Source organism: Peribacillus sp. NPDC097675, from assembly GCF_050277655.1.
Taxonomy (GTDB): domain Bacteria; phylum Bacillota; class Bacilli; order Bacillales; family DSM-1321; genus Peribacillus.
In genome coordinates, this window is sequence record NZ_JBNNSK010000002.1 from 1 (window position 1) to 16,571 (window position 16,571).

At 38.3% G+C, this 16,571-nt stretch carries 15 protein-coding genes and 1 pseudogene; 4 read left to right on the forward strand and 12 right to left on the reverse strand.

Annotated elements, in window-relative coordinates:
• A pseudogene (locus ACQKL5_RS03285) lies at nucleotides 1-725 on the reverse strand (hypothetical protein); the annotation flags it as partial.
• Nucleotides 726-1,150: 425 nt separating this feature from the next.
• Here ACQKL5_RS03285 and ACQKL5_RS03290 point away from each other — a divergent pair.
• On the forward strand, nucleotides 1,151-1,351 hold the full coding sequence (locus ACQKL5_RS03290) for a cold-shock protein (protein ID WP_402872572.1): 201 nt from the start codon (nucleotides 1,151-1,153) through the stop codon (nucleotides 1,349-1,351).
• A 166-nt stretch (nucleotides 1,352-1,517) separates the two neighbouring features.
• Here the strand turns inward: ACQKL5_RS03290 and ACQKL5_RS03295 are convergent, their stop codons facing one another.
• Nucleotides 1,518-1,790: an HU family DNA-binding protein gene (locus tag ACQKL5_RS03295; RefSeq protein ID WP_402872569.1), complete on the reverse strand. Its 273-nt coding sequence runs from the start codon at nucleotides 1,788-1,790 to the stop codon at nucleotides 1,518-1,520.
• A 343-nt stretch (nucleotides 1,791-2,133) separates the two neighbouring features.
• Between ACQKL5_RS03295 and ACQKL5_RS03300 the strand changes: the two genes are divergently transcribed.
• Nucleotides 2,134-2,283, forward strand: a complete 150-nt coding sequence (locus ACQKL5_RS03300; protein ID WP_427606974.1) for a Spo0E family sporulation regulatory protein-aspartic acid phosphatase — start codon at nucleotides 2,134-2,136, stop codon at nucleotides 2,281-2,283.
• A gap of 195 nt (nucleotides 2,284-2,478) precedes the next feature.
• Here the strand turns inward: ACQKL5_RS03300 and ACQKL5_RS03305 are convergent, their stop codons facing one another.
• The 7 genes from ACQKL5_RS03305 to ACQKL5_RS03335 all read right to left on the reverse strand — a co-directional run bounded on the left by ACQKL5_RS03305 (nucleotide 2,479) and on the right by ACQKL5_RS03335 (nucleotide 10,666).
• Nucleotides 2,479-3,147: an SOS response-associated peptidase gene (locus ACQKL5_RS03305; RefSeq protein ID WP_427606609.1), complete on the reverse strand. Its 669-nt coding sequence runs from the start codon at nucleotides 3,145-3,147 to the stop codon at nucleotides 2,479-2,481.
• A 28-nt stretch (nucleotides 3,148-3,175) separates the two neighbouring features.
• The gene (locus tag ACQKL5_RS03310; RefSeq protein ID WP_427606610.1) at nucleotides 3,176-3,331 is read right to left on the reverse strand and encodes a hypothetical protein; all 156 of its coding nucleotides are present in this window, start codon (nucleotides 3,329-3,331) and stop codon (nucleotides 3,176-3,178) included.
• A gap of 230 nt (nucleotides 3,332-3,561) precedes the next feature.
• Nucleotides 3,562-4,122, reverse strand: a complete 561-nt coding sequence (locus ACQKL5_RS03315) for a GNAT family N-acetyltransferase (protein WP_427606611.1) — start codon at nucleotides 4,120-4,122, stop codon at nucleotides 3,562-3,564.
• 597 nt (nucleotides 4,123-4,719) lie between these two features.
• Entirely contained in the window at nucleotides 4,720-6,792 is a 2,073-nt protein-coding gene (ggt, locus tag ACQKL5_RS03320) for a gamma-glutamyltransferase (RefSeq protein WP_427606612.1), read from the reverse strand.
• A 329-nt stretch (nucleotides 6,793-7,121) separates the two neighbouring features.
• Nucleotides 7,122-9,122, reverse strand: a complete 2,001-nt coding sequence (locus ACQKL5_RS03325) for a TRAP transporter permease (RefSeq protein ID WP_427606613.1) — start codon at nucleotides 9,120-9,122, stop codon at nucleotides 7,122-7,124.
• On the reverse strand, nucleotides 9,115-9,633 hold the full coding sequence (locus tag ACQKL5_RS03330; RefSeq protein WP_427606614.1) for a DUF1850 domain-containing protein: 519 nt from the start codon (nucleotides 9,631-9,633) through the stop codon (nucleotides 9,115-9,117). Before ACQKL5_RS03330 ends, ACQKL5_RS03325 begins: the two co-directional genes overlap by 8 nt.
• A 61-nt stretch (nucleotides 9,634-9,694) precedes the next feature.
• Entirely contained in the window at nucleotides 9,695-10,666 is a 972-nt protein-coding gene (locus tag ACQKL5_RS03335) for a TAXI family TRAP transporter solute-binding subunit (protein WP_427606615.1), read from the reverse strand.
• 316 nt (nucleotides 10,667-10,982) lie between these two features.
• Here ACQKL5_RS03335 and ACQKL5_RS03340 point away from each other — a divergent pair, with 316 nt between their 5' ends.
• Nucleotides 10,983-11,894 (forward strand): LysR family transcriptional regulator, encoded by a 912-nt coding sequence (locus tag ACQKL5_RS03340; protein WP_427606975.1) that lies wholly within the window; start codon nucleotides 10,983-10,985, stop codon nucleotides 11,892-11,894.
• A 154-nt stretch (nucleotides 11,895-12,048) separates the two neighbouring features.
• Complete coding sequence (locus ACQKL5_RS03345) at nucleotides 12,049-13,071, forward strand: hypothetical protein (protein ID WP_427606616.1); 1,023 nt, start codon at nucleotides 12,049-12,051, stop codon at nucleotides 13,069-13,071.
• A gap of 133 nt (nucleotides 13,072-13,204) precedes the next feature.
• Here ACQKL5_RS03345 and ACQKL5_RS03350 read toward each other — a convergent pair whose 3' ends face one another.
• From ACQKL5_RS03350 to ACQKL5_RS03360, 3 genes are all read right to left on the reverse strand, one after another.
• Nucleotides 13,205-14,212: a thiamine pyrophosphate-dependent dehydrogenase E1 component subunit alpha gene (locus ACQKL5_RS03350; RefSeq protein ID WP_427606617.1), complete on the reverse strand. Its 1,008-nt coding sequence runs from the start codon at nucleotides 14,210-14,212 to the stop codon at nucleotides 13,205-13,207.
• Between the two features lie 554 nt (nucleotides 14,213-14,766).
• Nucleotides 14,767-15,771: a 2-hydroxyacid dehydrogenase gene (locus ACQKL5_RS03355; protein WP_427606618.1), complete on the reverse strand. Its 1,005-nt coding sequence runs from the start codon at nucleotides 15,769-15,771 to the stop codon at nucleotides 14,767-14,769.
• Between the two features lie 37 nt (nucleotides 15,772-15,808).
• Nucleotides 15,809-16,567 (reverse strand): SDR family NAD(P)-dependent oxidoreductase, encoded by a 759-nt coding sequence (locus tag ACQKL5_RS03360; RefSeq protein WP_427606619.1) that lies wholly within the window; start codon nucleotides 16,565-16,567, stop codon nucleotides 15,809-15,811.
• Nucleotides 16,568-16,571: the final 4 nt, after the last annotated feature.

Below are 16,571 nucleotides of genomic sequence, written 5' to 3' on the forward strand. Positions count from 1 at the left end.
TATGCATTTCCTTCATATAAAACTACTTGACCTGCTGGGTATCCTGGAGCCGCTGCTGGATCAAATTCTACTGCTCCTTCTAATCCTGCTCCTGTTGCTCCCGTTGGGCCAGTTACTCCTCCAGCTACAAATAACGTATAATCTGGCGATTGTCCTGGTATTCCCGTTGGAGAAGCTACATTTGCTAAATATGCATTTCCTTCATATAGAACTACTTGACCTGCTGGATATCCTGGAGCCGCTGCTGGATCAAATTCTACCGCTCCTTCTAATCCTGCTCCTGTCGCTCCCGTTGGACCAGTGGGTCCTGTTACACCTGTTGTACCTGTTCCTCCTCCTGGGAAAAGCAATGTGTAATCTAGGGATTGGCCAGGTGTACCAGTTGGAGAGGCTACATTTGCTACATATACACTTCCCTCATACAGGACAATCTGACCTGCTCGATATCCTGGGGCTGCTGCCGGATCAAAAACCACTGCACCCTCAAACCCTGTACCGGTCGGTCCGGTCGGTCCGGTTGGTCCCGTTGGTCCAACTCCAGTTATACCAGTTCCTCCAGTAAAGCCTATATAACCACCACCTATATACAGCTCAACACTTTGTTTTACTTCTTGTTTAGATCCAGATTTACACTGACATCTTGTATGTCCACAATTTTTACACTTTCTTTTTTCACATCTACATTTACTTCGTCCACATTTTTTACACTTTTTATCGTTACCCAAATGTTTGACCTCCTTTAAAAACATTAATGTATCTTATGTTCTAGAAGGTAATTGGTTTGGGTAAATGCCATTAATCCGCTTCTTTTTTTGCATATTAAATAAAAGGGCTTTTTTAAAAATACTTTATGCAATTTCACATCACCTAATTTAAGGAGACTTAAAATATTCAAAGAAAATAAGACGATCTAAACTAAAGAGATTGAATGGACTTATAAATTTTTGGTATTTAGTTGATAAAGTAATTACATTTATGTTTATAGATTATAAAAACCATAAATCAGCGACATCAAGAAAACTGTTGGAATTTATATAATGAAGTAGAATAGTGGAAGCAAATATTTTTTTTGAGTTTAAATGCTCCTAAAATGGTTATTATAAGAATGTACGATAATAATGCAGGTTTTACCATGCTAGGAGGTACTTAAATGGAACGTGGAAAAGTAAAGTGGTTTAATAGTGACAAAGGATTTGGTTTTATCGAGCGTGAAAATGGAGATGACGTATTCGTTCATTTCTCAGCTATTCAAGGGGAAGGGTATAAATCTCTTGAAGAAGGCCAAGAAGTTGAATTCGAAGTAGAATCAGGTCAACGTGGACCTCAAGCAACAAACGTAAATAAACTTTAATTAACTTATACCACCACTAATAAACAGGTCCTGATATCAGGGCCTGTTTTTATTACTTTATCAATTATGGCTCTAGCAATTTTTCCACTCTATTAAAGCTATTTAAAGAAATAAAAAAACTCTGGAGACCATGTTATCTCCAGAGTTAAAAAATAACTATTTATATTTATTTTACAGCTTCTTTTAATTCTTTACCCGCTTTAAAAGCCGGTACTTTACTTGCTGCGATTTGAATTTCTTCACCTGTTTGTGGATTTCTACCAGTACGTGCTGCACGATCACGGACTTCAAAAGTTCCAAATCCAACCAACTGAATTTTTTCTTCTTTAGCAAGTGTAGTTGTGATTGTTTCAAACAATGCATCCACAACTTTTTTAGCGTCGTCTTTTGTTAGTTCTGCTTGTGCTGCTACAGTAGTTACTAATTCTGTTTTATTCATATCAAACACCTCATCCTTTTAATTCTATAAAGTATGTAGAAAACACACCATAACATATTTACTTAAGGTCTGTCACTTAATATGGCTAAAAAAAGGGAATATAATCCTTATATGATATATTTTAAAGATATCAACTTTGTATGTTAGATGTACAGGGCCAAGATTATTTTATTCAATTCTCAAGCTTTTGGATACCCTTTTATGAGAGCTAGTTTTCTTAATAAGTAATAGTTGAAATTTATTTAAACGAAAGCACACTTATCATTTGAATGAATTCTCATTTATGTAATAATAGATGCATTACAAAAAAGTATAAGAACTTGAGGGATTTTCATTGGAAAGTATGGAACTATTACATACGAAGATAGAGATTTTGAGGACAGAATTAATAAATACAGCATTAGACCATGGATTTACCGCACCAAAAACATTACATATAAGCCAGGAACTCGATAAACTTCATAACTTACTTTTGTGTAAACAAAAGTGCTAGACTTTCAATAAAATATAAAATTTCACATTAAATAACGCAAAAATATAACGCGAAAGCAAAAGTTAACCTTAACTCTTTTGAAGTAAAGGTTAACTTTTTTTATATAAAAATAAAGATTAACCGATTTTATCAATGCACTTAGTTTATTCAGTTAACTAAGTAAAACATTAAAGTTGTTTAGCCACGCTTAATTTCTTAACAAATACGTTCTATGAGGTTCGGTGCATTGTTTTTTGGGGAGTTTACATTCGAGGAAACTTCAAATGCCTCCATGAGTTGGGTATCAATTGGCTTTAAAAATTGTTTCAGATATTCAGTATCATGGATTGAAGCATCCAGCCATATTTTCTCATCCTCAGGCCTTAGAATCACAGGCATCCGCTCATGGATACTTGTCATCAACTCATTTGGAGTTGTAGTAATGACTGAACAAGAATATATCATACCTTTTGGGGATTTCCATGATTCCCATAGACCTGCCATACCAAAGGGTGCGTTATTCTTTAGTTTTATCCGCATTGGTATTTTACGATTTGGAGTCTTCTTCCACTCATAAAATGAGTCTGCAACAATCAGGCACCGTCTCTTTTTAAAAGCGTTCTTGAAACTAACTTTCTCGGCAATTGTCTCGGCTCTGGCATTTATCATCTTGTAGCCAACTTTTTCATCTTTGGCCCAGGATGGAATCAATCCCCAGCGAAGGTAGCCTAGCCGATTCTTTGTTCCGTCATTGATGACAGATAAAACGGGATGAGTTGGCGCTACATTGTAGCTCGTATGGTATTCATCATTGAATGCAGCCTGTATTTCAAAGCGATCAATGATTTCTTCGATATTCGTAAATAGGGTGAAACGTCCACACATAGTATCTATCACCTACTGTTTTCTATTTTTAACGTTCTAGAATCTTAATATCGGTGAATGGTTGATTGAATAATTCACTATTAATCAATAGTGTGCCCAGTACTTCCCTTTCATCTTCTGCTTTAATAATATCGGTCAGAATTACCATACTGCCATTCTTTACTGTAACTTTATATTCATTCATATTAGTTTCTCCCTTCAATAGGTTAGTTAACCGTATTATATACACATACAGGGGAAGGTAAAAACAAAAAGATTAAACGTTAGTCTTAATTTCTCAATAAAAAAGTCTGTGACGCTTCTTGACGGACTTTTTAGAAATAAACTTTTAAACAAGGATATAACAAAAGTCCATTTATTTCCATTTCATTAAAAAACTTCTCATTAATTGCAAAACTTGAAATAAATGCCTTATCAAACTATGGCATAAATACAAGTGTCAGTTAGTTTGGTTCCATTTGCGGATAAGTCATCATTCTTTAAGGTCCCTTCCAATTCAAAACCTAGTTTTTCAGGGATAGAACGACTTTTAAGGTTTGCCGATTCACATCTTATTTCTATTCTTTTAAATTTCAAATGGTTTATTCCGAATTTAGTTAATTCTCTTACAGCTTCTAACATATATCCATTTTGACTATATTTTGTATTGATCCAATATCCAATTTCACATTTAGGTATGTTCCAGTTTACTCCCTCAAAACTCGTTACTCCAATAAATTCATTGGTAACTTTACTGAAGATTAGAAAGCGAAAACTCTCTCTTTTAAGGAAGTTAATATGAGCTTTTCTCAGATTGACTTCTGTTTCTTCAATAGAAGGAAGTTGTTGTGCAAATGGTAACCATGCTTTTAATTCGTTAAATGAATCTTTTATTGCCTCATTGACAATACTGCCGTCCCCTGATTGTCTTGGTGCTCGAAGTATTAGTCTTTCTGTTTCTAATTGGAATGGTATATCGAATAAAAGTTGATCCATTACTTTAATCCCCTTATTTTTTTAGATTATCGTTAAAATTTTATGAACTCGTATTCAACGAAATGCACATAAAAACCTTCAACAAAGCCTATTAATTTATTCTTCTACCAAAGCTCTGTTAGTGAAATATGATATAACGAAGCCAATTAATCCAAGTACTATTTGGATGATGCTAAATATCAATAGTTGTCCTGTTGGTAAGTACCATTCTCCTATCAACCTAGACGATATAATCGTACATAAGAAAAGCAAAGCACCCATAAAAAAAGCTCCTAAAGACAAAGATAAATTGTAAAAATTCAAAATATTTTTTAGTAACATATCTTAAATTCCCTTTCATTCACAAATCTTTATCATTCACATGGTAGTACTAATACCATACTTTAAATATCCATAATTGCCCACCAAAACTTATCACTGATTACAAAAAAGCGACCCTTTATTTTAAGCGAGGTACCCTTAAGTATCTACCACAGCATTGGCAAAAAGAGTTTTTCAAATAAAACAAGTACTTTAACACCATCTAACAAAAAAAAGCCCGATAAAGTCATAAATGGCTTTATTGAGCTTCTTATTTAATATTTGGACTTCTATCTTTTAATTGGTGATGGACCCATCATCATCCGGATCTTCAATATCAGCTGGATCTTTTTCTAAAAGAACCATTTTTTCCTTGTCGTTCCACGTCACTTTAAAACCTGTTGCTTTCGCAGCTTTGATAACGGGTAAATATGATTCTTCATTTGGTTTATAGGTTTTTAAGTCTTTTGAGCTAATTAGTCCTAAACCAAGAAGTAATTTATCTGACTGAATATAGGGTTTTCCATCTAGTAATTTCATTTGTTTAGCTAAATAAGGGAAAACTGCACCATTTACTTTCACTTTGAACGGCCCTGCCTTATTCGGTATTATTTTAGCGGGTTGTTTCGACGTATAAGATACTTTATCCACTCCAAGAACAGTACCTTCTCTCGTATTATCAGCCCCGCCATACATCTTGCCAGTTTCATAATCGAATACGACGGCCTGTACGTTTCCAATGTGTTGTGGTACTTCTTCATAGACATGACCTTTCGCCATTAGCTCCAATCTTGTATTTTGATTGACTCCCGGTTCCCAACGAACAGTGGGGTAGCTGGCCGAGTATATGCGCGGCGATAAAATGGCTTCTTGAATCGGTAATCCATGATCGATTACATTCATGATTGTCTCTGATACAGATGCAATAATTGTCGCCCCTCCTGGAGAGCCAAGGGCCAAGAATGGTTTACCGTCTTTTAGGACAAAGGTTGGTGCCATACTGCTTCTTGGGCGTTTCCCAGCCTCTACTTGATTGACTCCTCCCGGTAAAGCATCAAAATCAGTCATTTCATTATTAAGCATAAATCCATAATCAGGCACCATGATGCCCGAACCAAACACCTGTTCAATCGTGGTGGTATAAGAAACCATATTCCCCCACTTATCCATCACTGAGAAATGGGTGGTTTGTCCTTCAGGATGATTTTCCTCCACTTTTGGCATAGAAGAGGGTTCTTTCCCTTCATATTTCCAGGGGTCTCCTTCTTTAACGTCTGCAGTTGATTTATTTGGATTAATAAGTTTTCTTCTTTCTTTTATATATTCATCATCTAAAAGCCCTTTTTTAGGGACTTCATAAAAATCTTCATCAGCCATATAGGCTGCACGGTCAGCAAATGCCAAGTGCATGGCTTCAGTTAGATGATGAAGATACTCAGGAGAATTGATGCCCATGTTCTTCACATCATAACCTTCCATCAATTCTAGGATTTGTTGAACTGTCAAACTACCTGAACTAGGCGAAGCAGCACCTACTATTTCATATCCCCTATAATCGGACCTAATCGGTTCTCTTTCTTTAACCTCATATCGTTCCAAATCATCCGTGGTCATGACGCCTTGTCGCTCTTGAACTTCATTCACGAGTGCTTCACCGATTTCCCCTGTATAAAGTGCATCAGAGCCTTGTTCTTTTATTAATTTAAAAGTCTTGGCGAGATCCGGTTGAATGAGCGTATCGCCTTCTTTTAATGGTTCTCCACCAGGAATGAATACATTAGCAGCCGCTGGGTTATTTTTAAGCTTCGCTTTATTTTCTTCGATATATTGAGCCGCGGACCAGTTTACCTTTACTCCTCTTTCCGCTTGCTTAATGGCAGGCTTTATTACTTTCGATAAATTCATCGTGCCATATTTCTCAAGTGCCGTTTCTATTGCCTTTAAAGTCCCTGGAACCCCAACCGCCTTTCCAGTTACATGACGTTTACTGAACGGTATTACCTTTCCGTTTTTATCTAGAAAAAGTTCGGGAGTAACATTTTGTGGAGCCGTTTCACGGCCATCAAGCATGGTTATTTTATTTTCCTCTTTACTGTAAATCATGATGAAACCACCGCCGCCAATTCCCGACATCATCGGTTCAACTACATTTAACGATAGCTGAATGGCTGCAGCCGCATCAACAGCATTTCCACCTTGTTCTAATATCTTTCTACCTGCTTCAGCAGCTATTGGGTGGGAAACTGAAACGATTCCTTTTTTTGTTCCGGGTTTCATCGAATCGTCTACTCCAGGCACGCTGGCAATAACGGTTGAAACAACAAAAAAGAAACTGAAAGTAGCTAAAATTAAACTCTTTAGATAGGTCATCCATAAGTCCCCTTTCAAACGGATATCAATCCTTTTCATTTAATAAAAATGAAACTCTACTTCTGATAAAGAGTCTATAGGTGGGACAAACCCTATGTTTATCTATGAAGATAATTTTATTAACTTTCCAAGATTTCAGATGCCATCTTAAGATGCTTGAGCTGCAAGCGATATACCATTTTTCAATAATCAAAAAAGTTAAATACCCCCTTACCTATCGCTTGATTTTAAAAACGGTGGCTTTACCTCATATAACACACTCACCTCCTTAACTGATAAATGATGTAGTTTGGTAAAGCAACCGTCTTGATAGATATATAAACACACCTTTAATCTACTCTTTCAATATTATGACTATCTTCTAAAATAGTTGGCATATTCTTATTGCCTTGTTTCTTAAAGTATTGCAATGCAAGCAATATCGCAAACGAAGTTAATCCGATGATGTCAGTTATGGTTTCAGGATAGATTAATAGCAAGCCAATTATGATGGCAGTAATTCTTTCTATCCAGTGCATCCCGCGTATCCAATAACCGATTACACCAGCTCCAATAGCGATCATGCCAGTCATTGCCGTAAAGACGACCCATACCACTTCTATCCATGTGGAATCAATCATTAGCATTTGTGGAGAAAGGACGAAAATGTAGGGAATGATGAATGCAGCTATAGCAAGTTTAGAAGATTCTATCCCTGTCTTTAGCGGGTCTCCGCCAGACACGCCCGCTGCCGCAAAAGCTGCTAATGCGACAGGAGGGGTTATATCCGCGATAATACCAAAGTAGAATACGAATAGATGCGCCGATAAATCTGGTACTCCTAATAAAATGATGGCTGGTGCTGCAATCGTAGAGGTAATGACATAGTTCGCCGTGGTCGGTGACCCCATACCCAATACCAATGCTGCGACCATCGTAAGCATTAGTGTAGGAATTAAGTAACCACCAGCCAAATCAATTAAACCATTTGCCAGTTTTAGACCTAGCCCTGTCTTTGTGACAATCCCTACGATAATACCGGCGCTCGCCGTTGCTGCCGCTACCGCAAGTGCCGTTCGAGCTCCATCGACTAAGGCATATATGATATCACTAAATTTCATCCGAACATCTTTATTAAGGAAACCTACAACAATCGAGATAAGAATAGAGTATAAGGCTGCATGCGTTACCGTTATATTTGACATCAGCAACAGAATAATTGCGACGATTGGAATTAATAAATACACCTTTCCAATCACTTCTCTTTTACTAGGCATTTCTTCTTTTGTTAGACCACGCAAGCCAAGCCTCTTCGCCTCAAAATGCGTCATGATCCAAATGCCCGTAAAATAAAGAATGGCTGGAATAGTGGCTGCCTTCGCAATATCCCAATACGTAATGCCGTTGCCAATAAACTCTACCATTAGAAATGCTGCTGCTCCCATTATTGGTGGCATTAGTTGTCCACCTGTTGAAGCAGACGCCTCCACTGCACCAGCAAATTCTTTCTTATAGCCCAAATTTTTCATCATGGGAATGGTAAATGCTCCTGAAGTAACCACATTTGCTACAGAACTTCCGCTGATGGTTCCTTGCAAGGCACTTGAAAAAATCGCAACCTTTGCAGGTCCTCCAACCCTTCTACCTGCTATTGCAGTTGAGAGATCATTGAAATATTGGCCAACCCCAGTTCGAATAAGGAAGGAACCAAATAGTAAAAACAGGAAGATGAAGGTTGATGATATTGCCAACGGAGTTCCCAATATCCCTTCTGTAGAGAAGAACATCGTCTGGACCATCCGTTCAAACGTTAGACCGCGATGTGATAGAAAACCAGGCATGTATTGACCAAACAGCCCGTATAAAATGAAGAGAACCGCAATAGTGGTGATAGGAATGCCTACAGCTCGCCTCGTAGCTTCTAACACTAGTAAAATGGCCAGTAATCCGACCGTGAAATCCAGCGTACCTAAACGGCCAACATTCATGACCAAGTCTTCGAAAAATAACGGCCAATACGCGCCGACCCCTATACTAAGAACAGCTAAAACAATATCGTACCATGCAATTTGAAACTTTCCTTTTTGTCGTTTCTTCCGATTTGCAGGAAATAATATAAAGATTAAAGATAACGCAAAACCTAAATGAATCGTTCTTTGAATCTGTGCAGTAAAAACACCAAAAATGGCTGTATACAATTGGAATAAAGAAAAAGCTAAGAGGCCGATAAATGCTATATAACCCAACATCCCTTTTAATTTTCTCGTTCCTGCTTCGGGATCGTATTTCTCTAAAAGCTTCTGTTGTTCTTCTTCCGTTAAGTACTTCACTTTTTCTTTATCATCATCCATTCATATTCACTCCATTCCTTTGTTCCCAAAATGAAATTTTTTTCGTTGAAACCCTGATCCATGTTCCTGGTTTTATAAACTTGGAAAGCGGCATTGTTTGATTTTTATAGATTAACCGATGATTAGCTATAACTTGCCCAATCCTCAAATCGATATATTCAAATGTCCGATCCATATTTTTGATATAATACGTACCATTTTTTTCTTCAAAAACTTCCCTACCCTCCGCATTAGAAGGCATGCCGACTGCAAAGTCATCATAGGCAAGCTCTGTTTGTCTAATTAAATTTTCTGAGAGGTGGTAGGTCTCAATCACTTCCGAGAGGTGGATAGAATGTGTATATTCTATTTGAAAGGTGTTTTCTGTTTTTAAAGGTAAGTAAGCAAGTAACTCACCTTTATCTTGGTAGGATAATGCGATGACTTGTTTATACGGTATGAAACCAAGTAAAGCGATGAACAGTAGAAGTGTTAAAAAAACCGCAAGTTTCTTAAAAGACTTAAATCTCATCAATACCTCCACACTATAAGAAACAACGAAATCGATAGCGAGCTATCGACCGTCGAAGCATTTATCTAGTAATCCCCTTTTCTTTAAAATATTTAGCTGCACCAGGATGTAGTTCCATTTTGCCTAATCCTTCAAGTGCCGTTTCAGCAGTAATTAATTTACCTTTTGCATGCGTGATTTTATCCGTATTCTCATACATAGCCTTAGTCATTTTGTAAACTAAATCCTCATCAACGTCTTCTCTAACAACTAACATAGCTTTAACAGCAACGGTCTTTACATCGGATTTAATCTTATAAGTCCCACTCGGAATGGTATCCTCTGCATAATACGGATACTTTTCAACTAATTCTTTAATTTTCTCATCTGCAATAGGAAGGACAATAATCTCATTTTGTACTGAGAGTGCCTCTACTGCACCAGTTGGAGTCCCAGCTGTTATAAATGCTGCGTCAATATTTCCAGCTTGAATTCCATCCGTAGACTCATCGAAGGAAAGATTTTGTGCTTTAATGTCCTTTTTTGATAATCCATGTATTGCTAGTATTTGCATGGCATTAATGTACGCTCCTGATCCAGGTGCCCCAACTGATACTTTATTCCCTTTTAGATCCTCAACTGATTTAATTTTACTTTTAGTTGTTGTTACAAGTTGTACAGTTTCTGGATATAAAGAGCTGATAGCCTGGATATTATCAATTGGATTTCCCTTGAACATTTCTTTTGCTTCAACAGCATAGGCGGCAATATCTGTCTGTGAAAAAGCTAGTTCAGCTTCTCCAGCTCTTAGCGTTTCCATATTCTCTGCTGAAGCACCCGATGTTTGGGGTGTAATATTCGCATTGGTATTGTCGGTGATGACATTTCCAATTTGGCCACCAAGTGGGTAATATGTACCACCTGTCCCACCGGTTAAAAGACTCAAGTTCTGTCTTTCGTCACCTGATGCCCCTTCATTTCCCTTGCTACAAGCGGTTACCAGTATAAGTGTCAGGATCATTCCGAATAAAAAAAGAATTTTAAATCCTTTCATAAAACCCCCCCTTTTTCATTTTTATCATCCATTAATGAGACGATATTATTAGTAGTATTCTGTGAAAAATCTCATTTTCCTCCATTTTACAATTGGAAATAAAAACCATAATTTCTTTCTTTCATTGTACCCTCTGGATTAACTCGTCTTAATTTACTAAATATTCAATCTCCTTTAAAGATAATATTGACTCATCCATTTGAGAAATATATTATTGTTATACAATTATAAGTGCAGATTATATACGACTCTTGACAGGATGAGTTCAGTGACGTTTACAACCTACTATTAAAATCTGACTGACAGAGGTGATCTTATTAATTTCCTATCCCTTCGTTATTTTATTGAGGTTTCAAACCACCTTAGTTTCAGCAAAGCCTCCAAAATTCTTCATATATCCCAACCGGGATTGAGTCAACAAATCTCAACACTAGAAAATCAACTAGGTTTTAAGCTTTTAAATCGGACGACACGAAAAATAACGTTGACCGAAGAAGGAGAGTATATTTACAAGAAGCTCGCTCCATCCTTTGATGACATTGAAAAAACGGTAAGCAATATCGTTGAGAACAAAATCGTCCCCAAACCGAAAATCAAAATTGCCACAATCCCTTCAGCTGCTAGTATTTATATACCGAATTTATTAAAGAAAATACTTATCGAATTTCCTGAAGTAGAAGTGGACCTCCAAGAAACCACTTCCGCAAGGGCCGTTAAGCTAGTTAAGCAGCAAAAGTATCACATCGGTTTCATTCGAACTCCCATACATAATAACCTTATCGCTAATGAAGGGGTCAACATGATTGAATTCGAACGATCTCCTTTGCAATTAGTCGTTTCTTTTGATCACTGGCTAGCTCAAAAGGATTCCATACAATTACATGAAGCGAAGAATGAACCTTTTATTCATTATCATTCAATACAAGCCCACTCTCTTCAATTTCTTTTGGAAAAGGCATGTTCAATCTCAGGTTTTTCACCAAAAAAATTATGTGAAGGATCAGAGCTATTAACGATTGCCAATTTAGTTTCAAATAATTTAGGCGTGGCCCTCATGCCTAAAGACATGATTGATTTATTAGAAACCAAGAAAGTGAAGGCAATAGACATCGAAAATGTTAATTTGTCGAGTTCCATATCTGCTGTTTGGAAAAATAGCGAACAGACACCTTTCTTGATCGACAAGATTATCCATACCCTCCAGACCAACGTTCTTCTTGATATGTAGAATGCCTGAAATGATAAATACCTTAAGAGAATCATTGTGTAGGTAACCTCTTTTATAAGTACGGTTTATATGTATATAAAAACATCCTATTTTTGTTATGCCCCTTTCAATGTTAGCATTTTGTTTATACAACATTTGAAAGGATGATAAATAAATGTCAAATGAAATTTCTAAATTTTCCATATTCGGTTTAGGTCCGATTGGCATGGAAATTCTCCGTAGTGCCTACCTTACTAATCCTCATTCGATTATTGGTGCTGTAGATATTAACCCCCAAAAGATTGGGAAGGATATTGGGTTGCTATTGAATGAAAATAAAATGAATGTGAATGTAGTCTCTAGTATCCACGAAGTAAAAACCAATGCAGAGCACCCCATTGCCCTCCATGCAACTGGATCTAATGCAAACCAAGTATGGCCACAAATTAAGGAGCTTTTAGACCATGGATTTTCAGTGGTGTCCACTTGCGAACAGCTTTCATTTCCTTGGGAGCGCCATCCTGACCTTGCCAAGGAGATAGATAGTTATGCAAAGAGCAAAGGGCTAAGTGTCATCGGGACTGGTATTAATCCAGGATTCATCATGGATACCATGGCTATCTGTTTTTCAACGGTAGTAACAACGGTAGACAGAGTACTTATCAATCGGAAGGTCGATGTTTCGAAGCGTCGCCTCCCCTTACAAAAAAAAGTAGGGATCGGTATGACTAAAGAAGAATTCGTATCATTAGCTGAACAGGATAAGATAGGACATGTTGGTCTTGAAGAATCAGTAAGATTGATTGCATATGGCCTAGATTGGGAGCTTTCTAGTTTAAATAATATCATTGAGCCAACGATTGCTAGAGAAGATATAACCGTCCCACTTACGTCCTTGAAAAAAGGGGCGGTTAGCGGGCTACATCAAGTAGCAAGGGGTTTGACCTCTACGGGAAAAGAAATTTGCTTGGACCTAGTCATGTCTGTAGGTACTACCCAAGAAGATGAGATTATTATTGAAGGGAACGAGACGCAAAGACTCCTTATACCAAATGGAATATTCGGCGATACCGCTACTGCCTCCATGGTTATTAATACAGCTAAACAAATTGATGCGATTAGAAAACCAGGATTACTTACCATGGCTGACATCGGCCTGCCAAGAAACAGCCATCAATCTGAGTTTGTATCCATCTAAAGTTGTGCCACCCCCTGCTTTTTCACTAAGTAGTCATTATACACATGGTATATTTCACAAAAAATAAACCCCGAATGAATCGGGGTTTATTTAAGCATGTATGCTCAATATTCACACAATAATTCAAAACGTTTCAATCCTTTTGGAATGAATCTTCGTAAACGAATTTCATGGCAGTTTCTCCATCTGCATAAGGGGCTTGTTCTGCATAATCGGTCGCTTCATTTACTATAGTCATCAGCTCATCGTTAATCTGTTTCTCAAGCTTATCATCAAGTATCCCTATTTCATTTAGATAGGCACCAAAGGTTACAATTGAATCTTTTTTTTTCGCTTCTGACACTTCCGCTGAAGAGCGGTATGTACTGTCATCATCATCACTTGAATGAGGTGTTAGCCTGTAGGAAACCGTTTCAATTAAACTTGGGCCCTCACCACGCCGCCCCCTGTCAGCCGCTTCTTTCACTGCTCGATACACTTCAATTGGATCATTTCCATCAACCGTTATGCCTGGCATCCCATATCCAATAGCACGTTCTGATACTTTTTCACAGGCTAACTGTTTCTCAATCGGAATAGATATGGCATATTGGTTATTCTCACACATCAAGATGACCGGAAGTTTATGAACTCCCGCAAAATTCGCTCCTTCATGGAAGTCACCTTGATTAGAAGACCCTTCCCCAAATGTAACAAATGAAACGAGATCTTTCCCCTCCATCTTAGCTGCCAGCGCAATGCCAACTGCATGTGGCACCTGCGTGGTAACCGGCGATGATCCTGTCACGATACGATGCTTTTTTTGTCCGAAATGGCCTGGCATTTGCCGCCCCCCTGAATTGGGATCTTCAGCCTTCGCAAAAGCCGATAACATTAAATCTTTTGCCGTCATGCCAAACGCTAACACCACTCCAAGGTCACGATAATAAGGAAGTACGTAATCCTTTTCACGATCCAATGCGAAAGCGGCTCCTACTTGAGCGGCCTCCTGCCCTTGACATGAAACCACAAATGGTATTTTCCCTGATCGGTTCAATAACCACATCCGCTCATCAATACGTCTGGCTAATAGCATCATTTTATACATTTCTAATACCTTTTCATCACTAAGGCCTGCTTGTAAATGACGTTTTTCCCCCATGCGAATCACCCCTACTCTAATAATAATATAATTAAACGAACACTTATTATCTGGTTTTAATACCTGGTACTAATTAAATACTATATCATTCTACCACTTTTTTTTTATTGATTAAACTATTAGAGATGATTTTTCATTAAAAAAAGAAACAAATGCTTAAAGTAAAGGCTTGCAAATAAGAACGATGTCTTTAAAAAATTTTCTACCAATTAGGTACTTTTATCTTCGAAAGAGGCGACAGTCGATTGTGACTGGAATATTTCCATTGATGAATTATCACTAAACAATGCAAAAATAAAAGGCATCAAAGAAGCACAATAAAAGCTAAAGAAATTTTTGTAGTGGGGTTTTTAAAGAAGAGTTGAAAGTAAAAGTGGCCATTGTATTTGGATTAGGACGTGGTTTCGCACCTTTCAATATATAACAACCAAAGTGAGCATAATTGCGCGTAACGCTATAAGCATCTTTTCTTAGTCCAATTTATTAGCACTAAGTTACGCTTCTTCCCTCTGATTTTCCCATATGCAAAACCCCGACGATTTGCCGGGGCATTTTCACATATGAAAGGTCTCATAATACTCCAACAGCCGTTCCGCCAATTTCTTCGGCGTGTTTCGAAAGGCATCATTTGTACTGCCGGCCAAATGTGAGGTGATGGTCACATTGTCCAGCCGCAGGAATGGACTATCATTACCCAACGGCTCATGATCAAAGGTATCGATAGCCGCTCCAGAAATTTCTTTATTTTGCAACGCTTTAATGAGGTCGTCTTCCTTAATAAGTCCCGACCTCGCTGTATTGACGATGATAGCCGTTTCCTTCATTTTTTGAAAGTGTTCATAACGGATCATATTTTTTGTCTCTTCTGTTAGCCGTCCATGCATTGTAACGACATCAGACTGAACAAGTAACGTTTCCAGGTCAACTTGTTCGAAGTCGGTCTGACCTTTATAATACGGGTCGTGGAATATGATGCGTGCATCAAATCCGCTTAAGAAACGTCCAACGAGTTGACCGATGTTACCAAATCCTATTATACCGATGGTCCTTTCTTGGAGTTCTGGAACATAGTCATCATTTGGAAAATCCTTTCGCCATTTTCCCTGTTTTAAAGCGGAGTGGGAACGAGCGATATTCCGTAATTCTGATAGCATCAAACCGACTGTAAATTCAGCGACGCTACGGGCGTTCCGTCCTGGTGTATTAATGATTTTAATATCTCTATTTTTCGCCAGAGTCCCGTTGACATTTTCCGTGCCACCACGGAGGACACCGATTACCTTCAAATTACTAGCGGCAAGGATTAACGTCTCATTAATAGGTGCAAATTGCGTAATGATGATGTCAAATTCCTCTATGTCCTCGAGCAAATAGTCCGGTAACTCCACGACTTCGCTCCCTCCATTTTCTATCCTTAAATTGTCTTCTTGCAACTGTTCCAAATTCTCATGTTTCCACTCCCGGACAGTAATGTCCATTCCGGCATCAGCTAGTTTTTTCAAGCCCTGCTCCATCATACCTTTTGGAATGAATAAATCAGCGATGGCTAAGCATTTCATTGTCGGACGCCCCTTTCCCATAATCTTTTCTATATTTTTACCGCATTAACATCCCGCCTGTGGCGTCGAGAGTAGCGCCCGTTATGTAATTTGCCTTTTGGGAAACCAAAAAGCAGGCAATATCGGCGATTTCCTTTGCTTTTGCGACTCGGCCAAGCGGAATGCGATTCACATAATAATCTTCATTCTTCTCAAGTGATTCTCTGATCATGTCGGTTTCGACAATGCCTAACGCTAGGTTATTCACATTAATTTTATTCTTAGCAAGTTCACGGGCAAGCGAGATTGTAAAGCCCACCATCCCCGCCTTGCTTGCCGCATAATGGGCGTGCCCGGTAGTCGATCCTTGAAACGCAGCCTGCGACGTGATATTCAAGATTTTTCCGGGTTTGTTCCGTTCAAGGCAGTGATTGGCAAAGGTTTTACATGTTAGAAAGACACTGGTCAAATTGATGTCCAACGTTTCATTCCACTCTGCTAACGACATATCCTTCACAAAGCTCGTTGGCCATACACCGGCATTATTTATCAGCAAGTCTACCTCACCGAATTGACTAATGCTCTTTTGAATCAACTCAACAGCTGCATCAGCATCGGCTAAGTTCACTTGGAAAGAGACAGCTTCACATCCAAGGGACTTAACTTCCTCGACCACTTCTTGTGCTTTTTCCTTATTGCCTTGGTATGTTAAGACGACGTTAGCACCATCACGCGCTAAAGAGAGGGCGATTTCGCGGCCCACTCCCCGGGAACCTCCCGTGATAATTGCCGTTTTTCCTTGAATTCCTAAATCCATAATA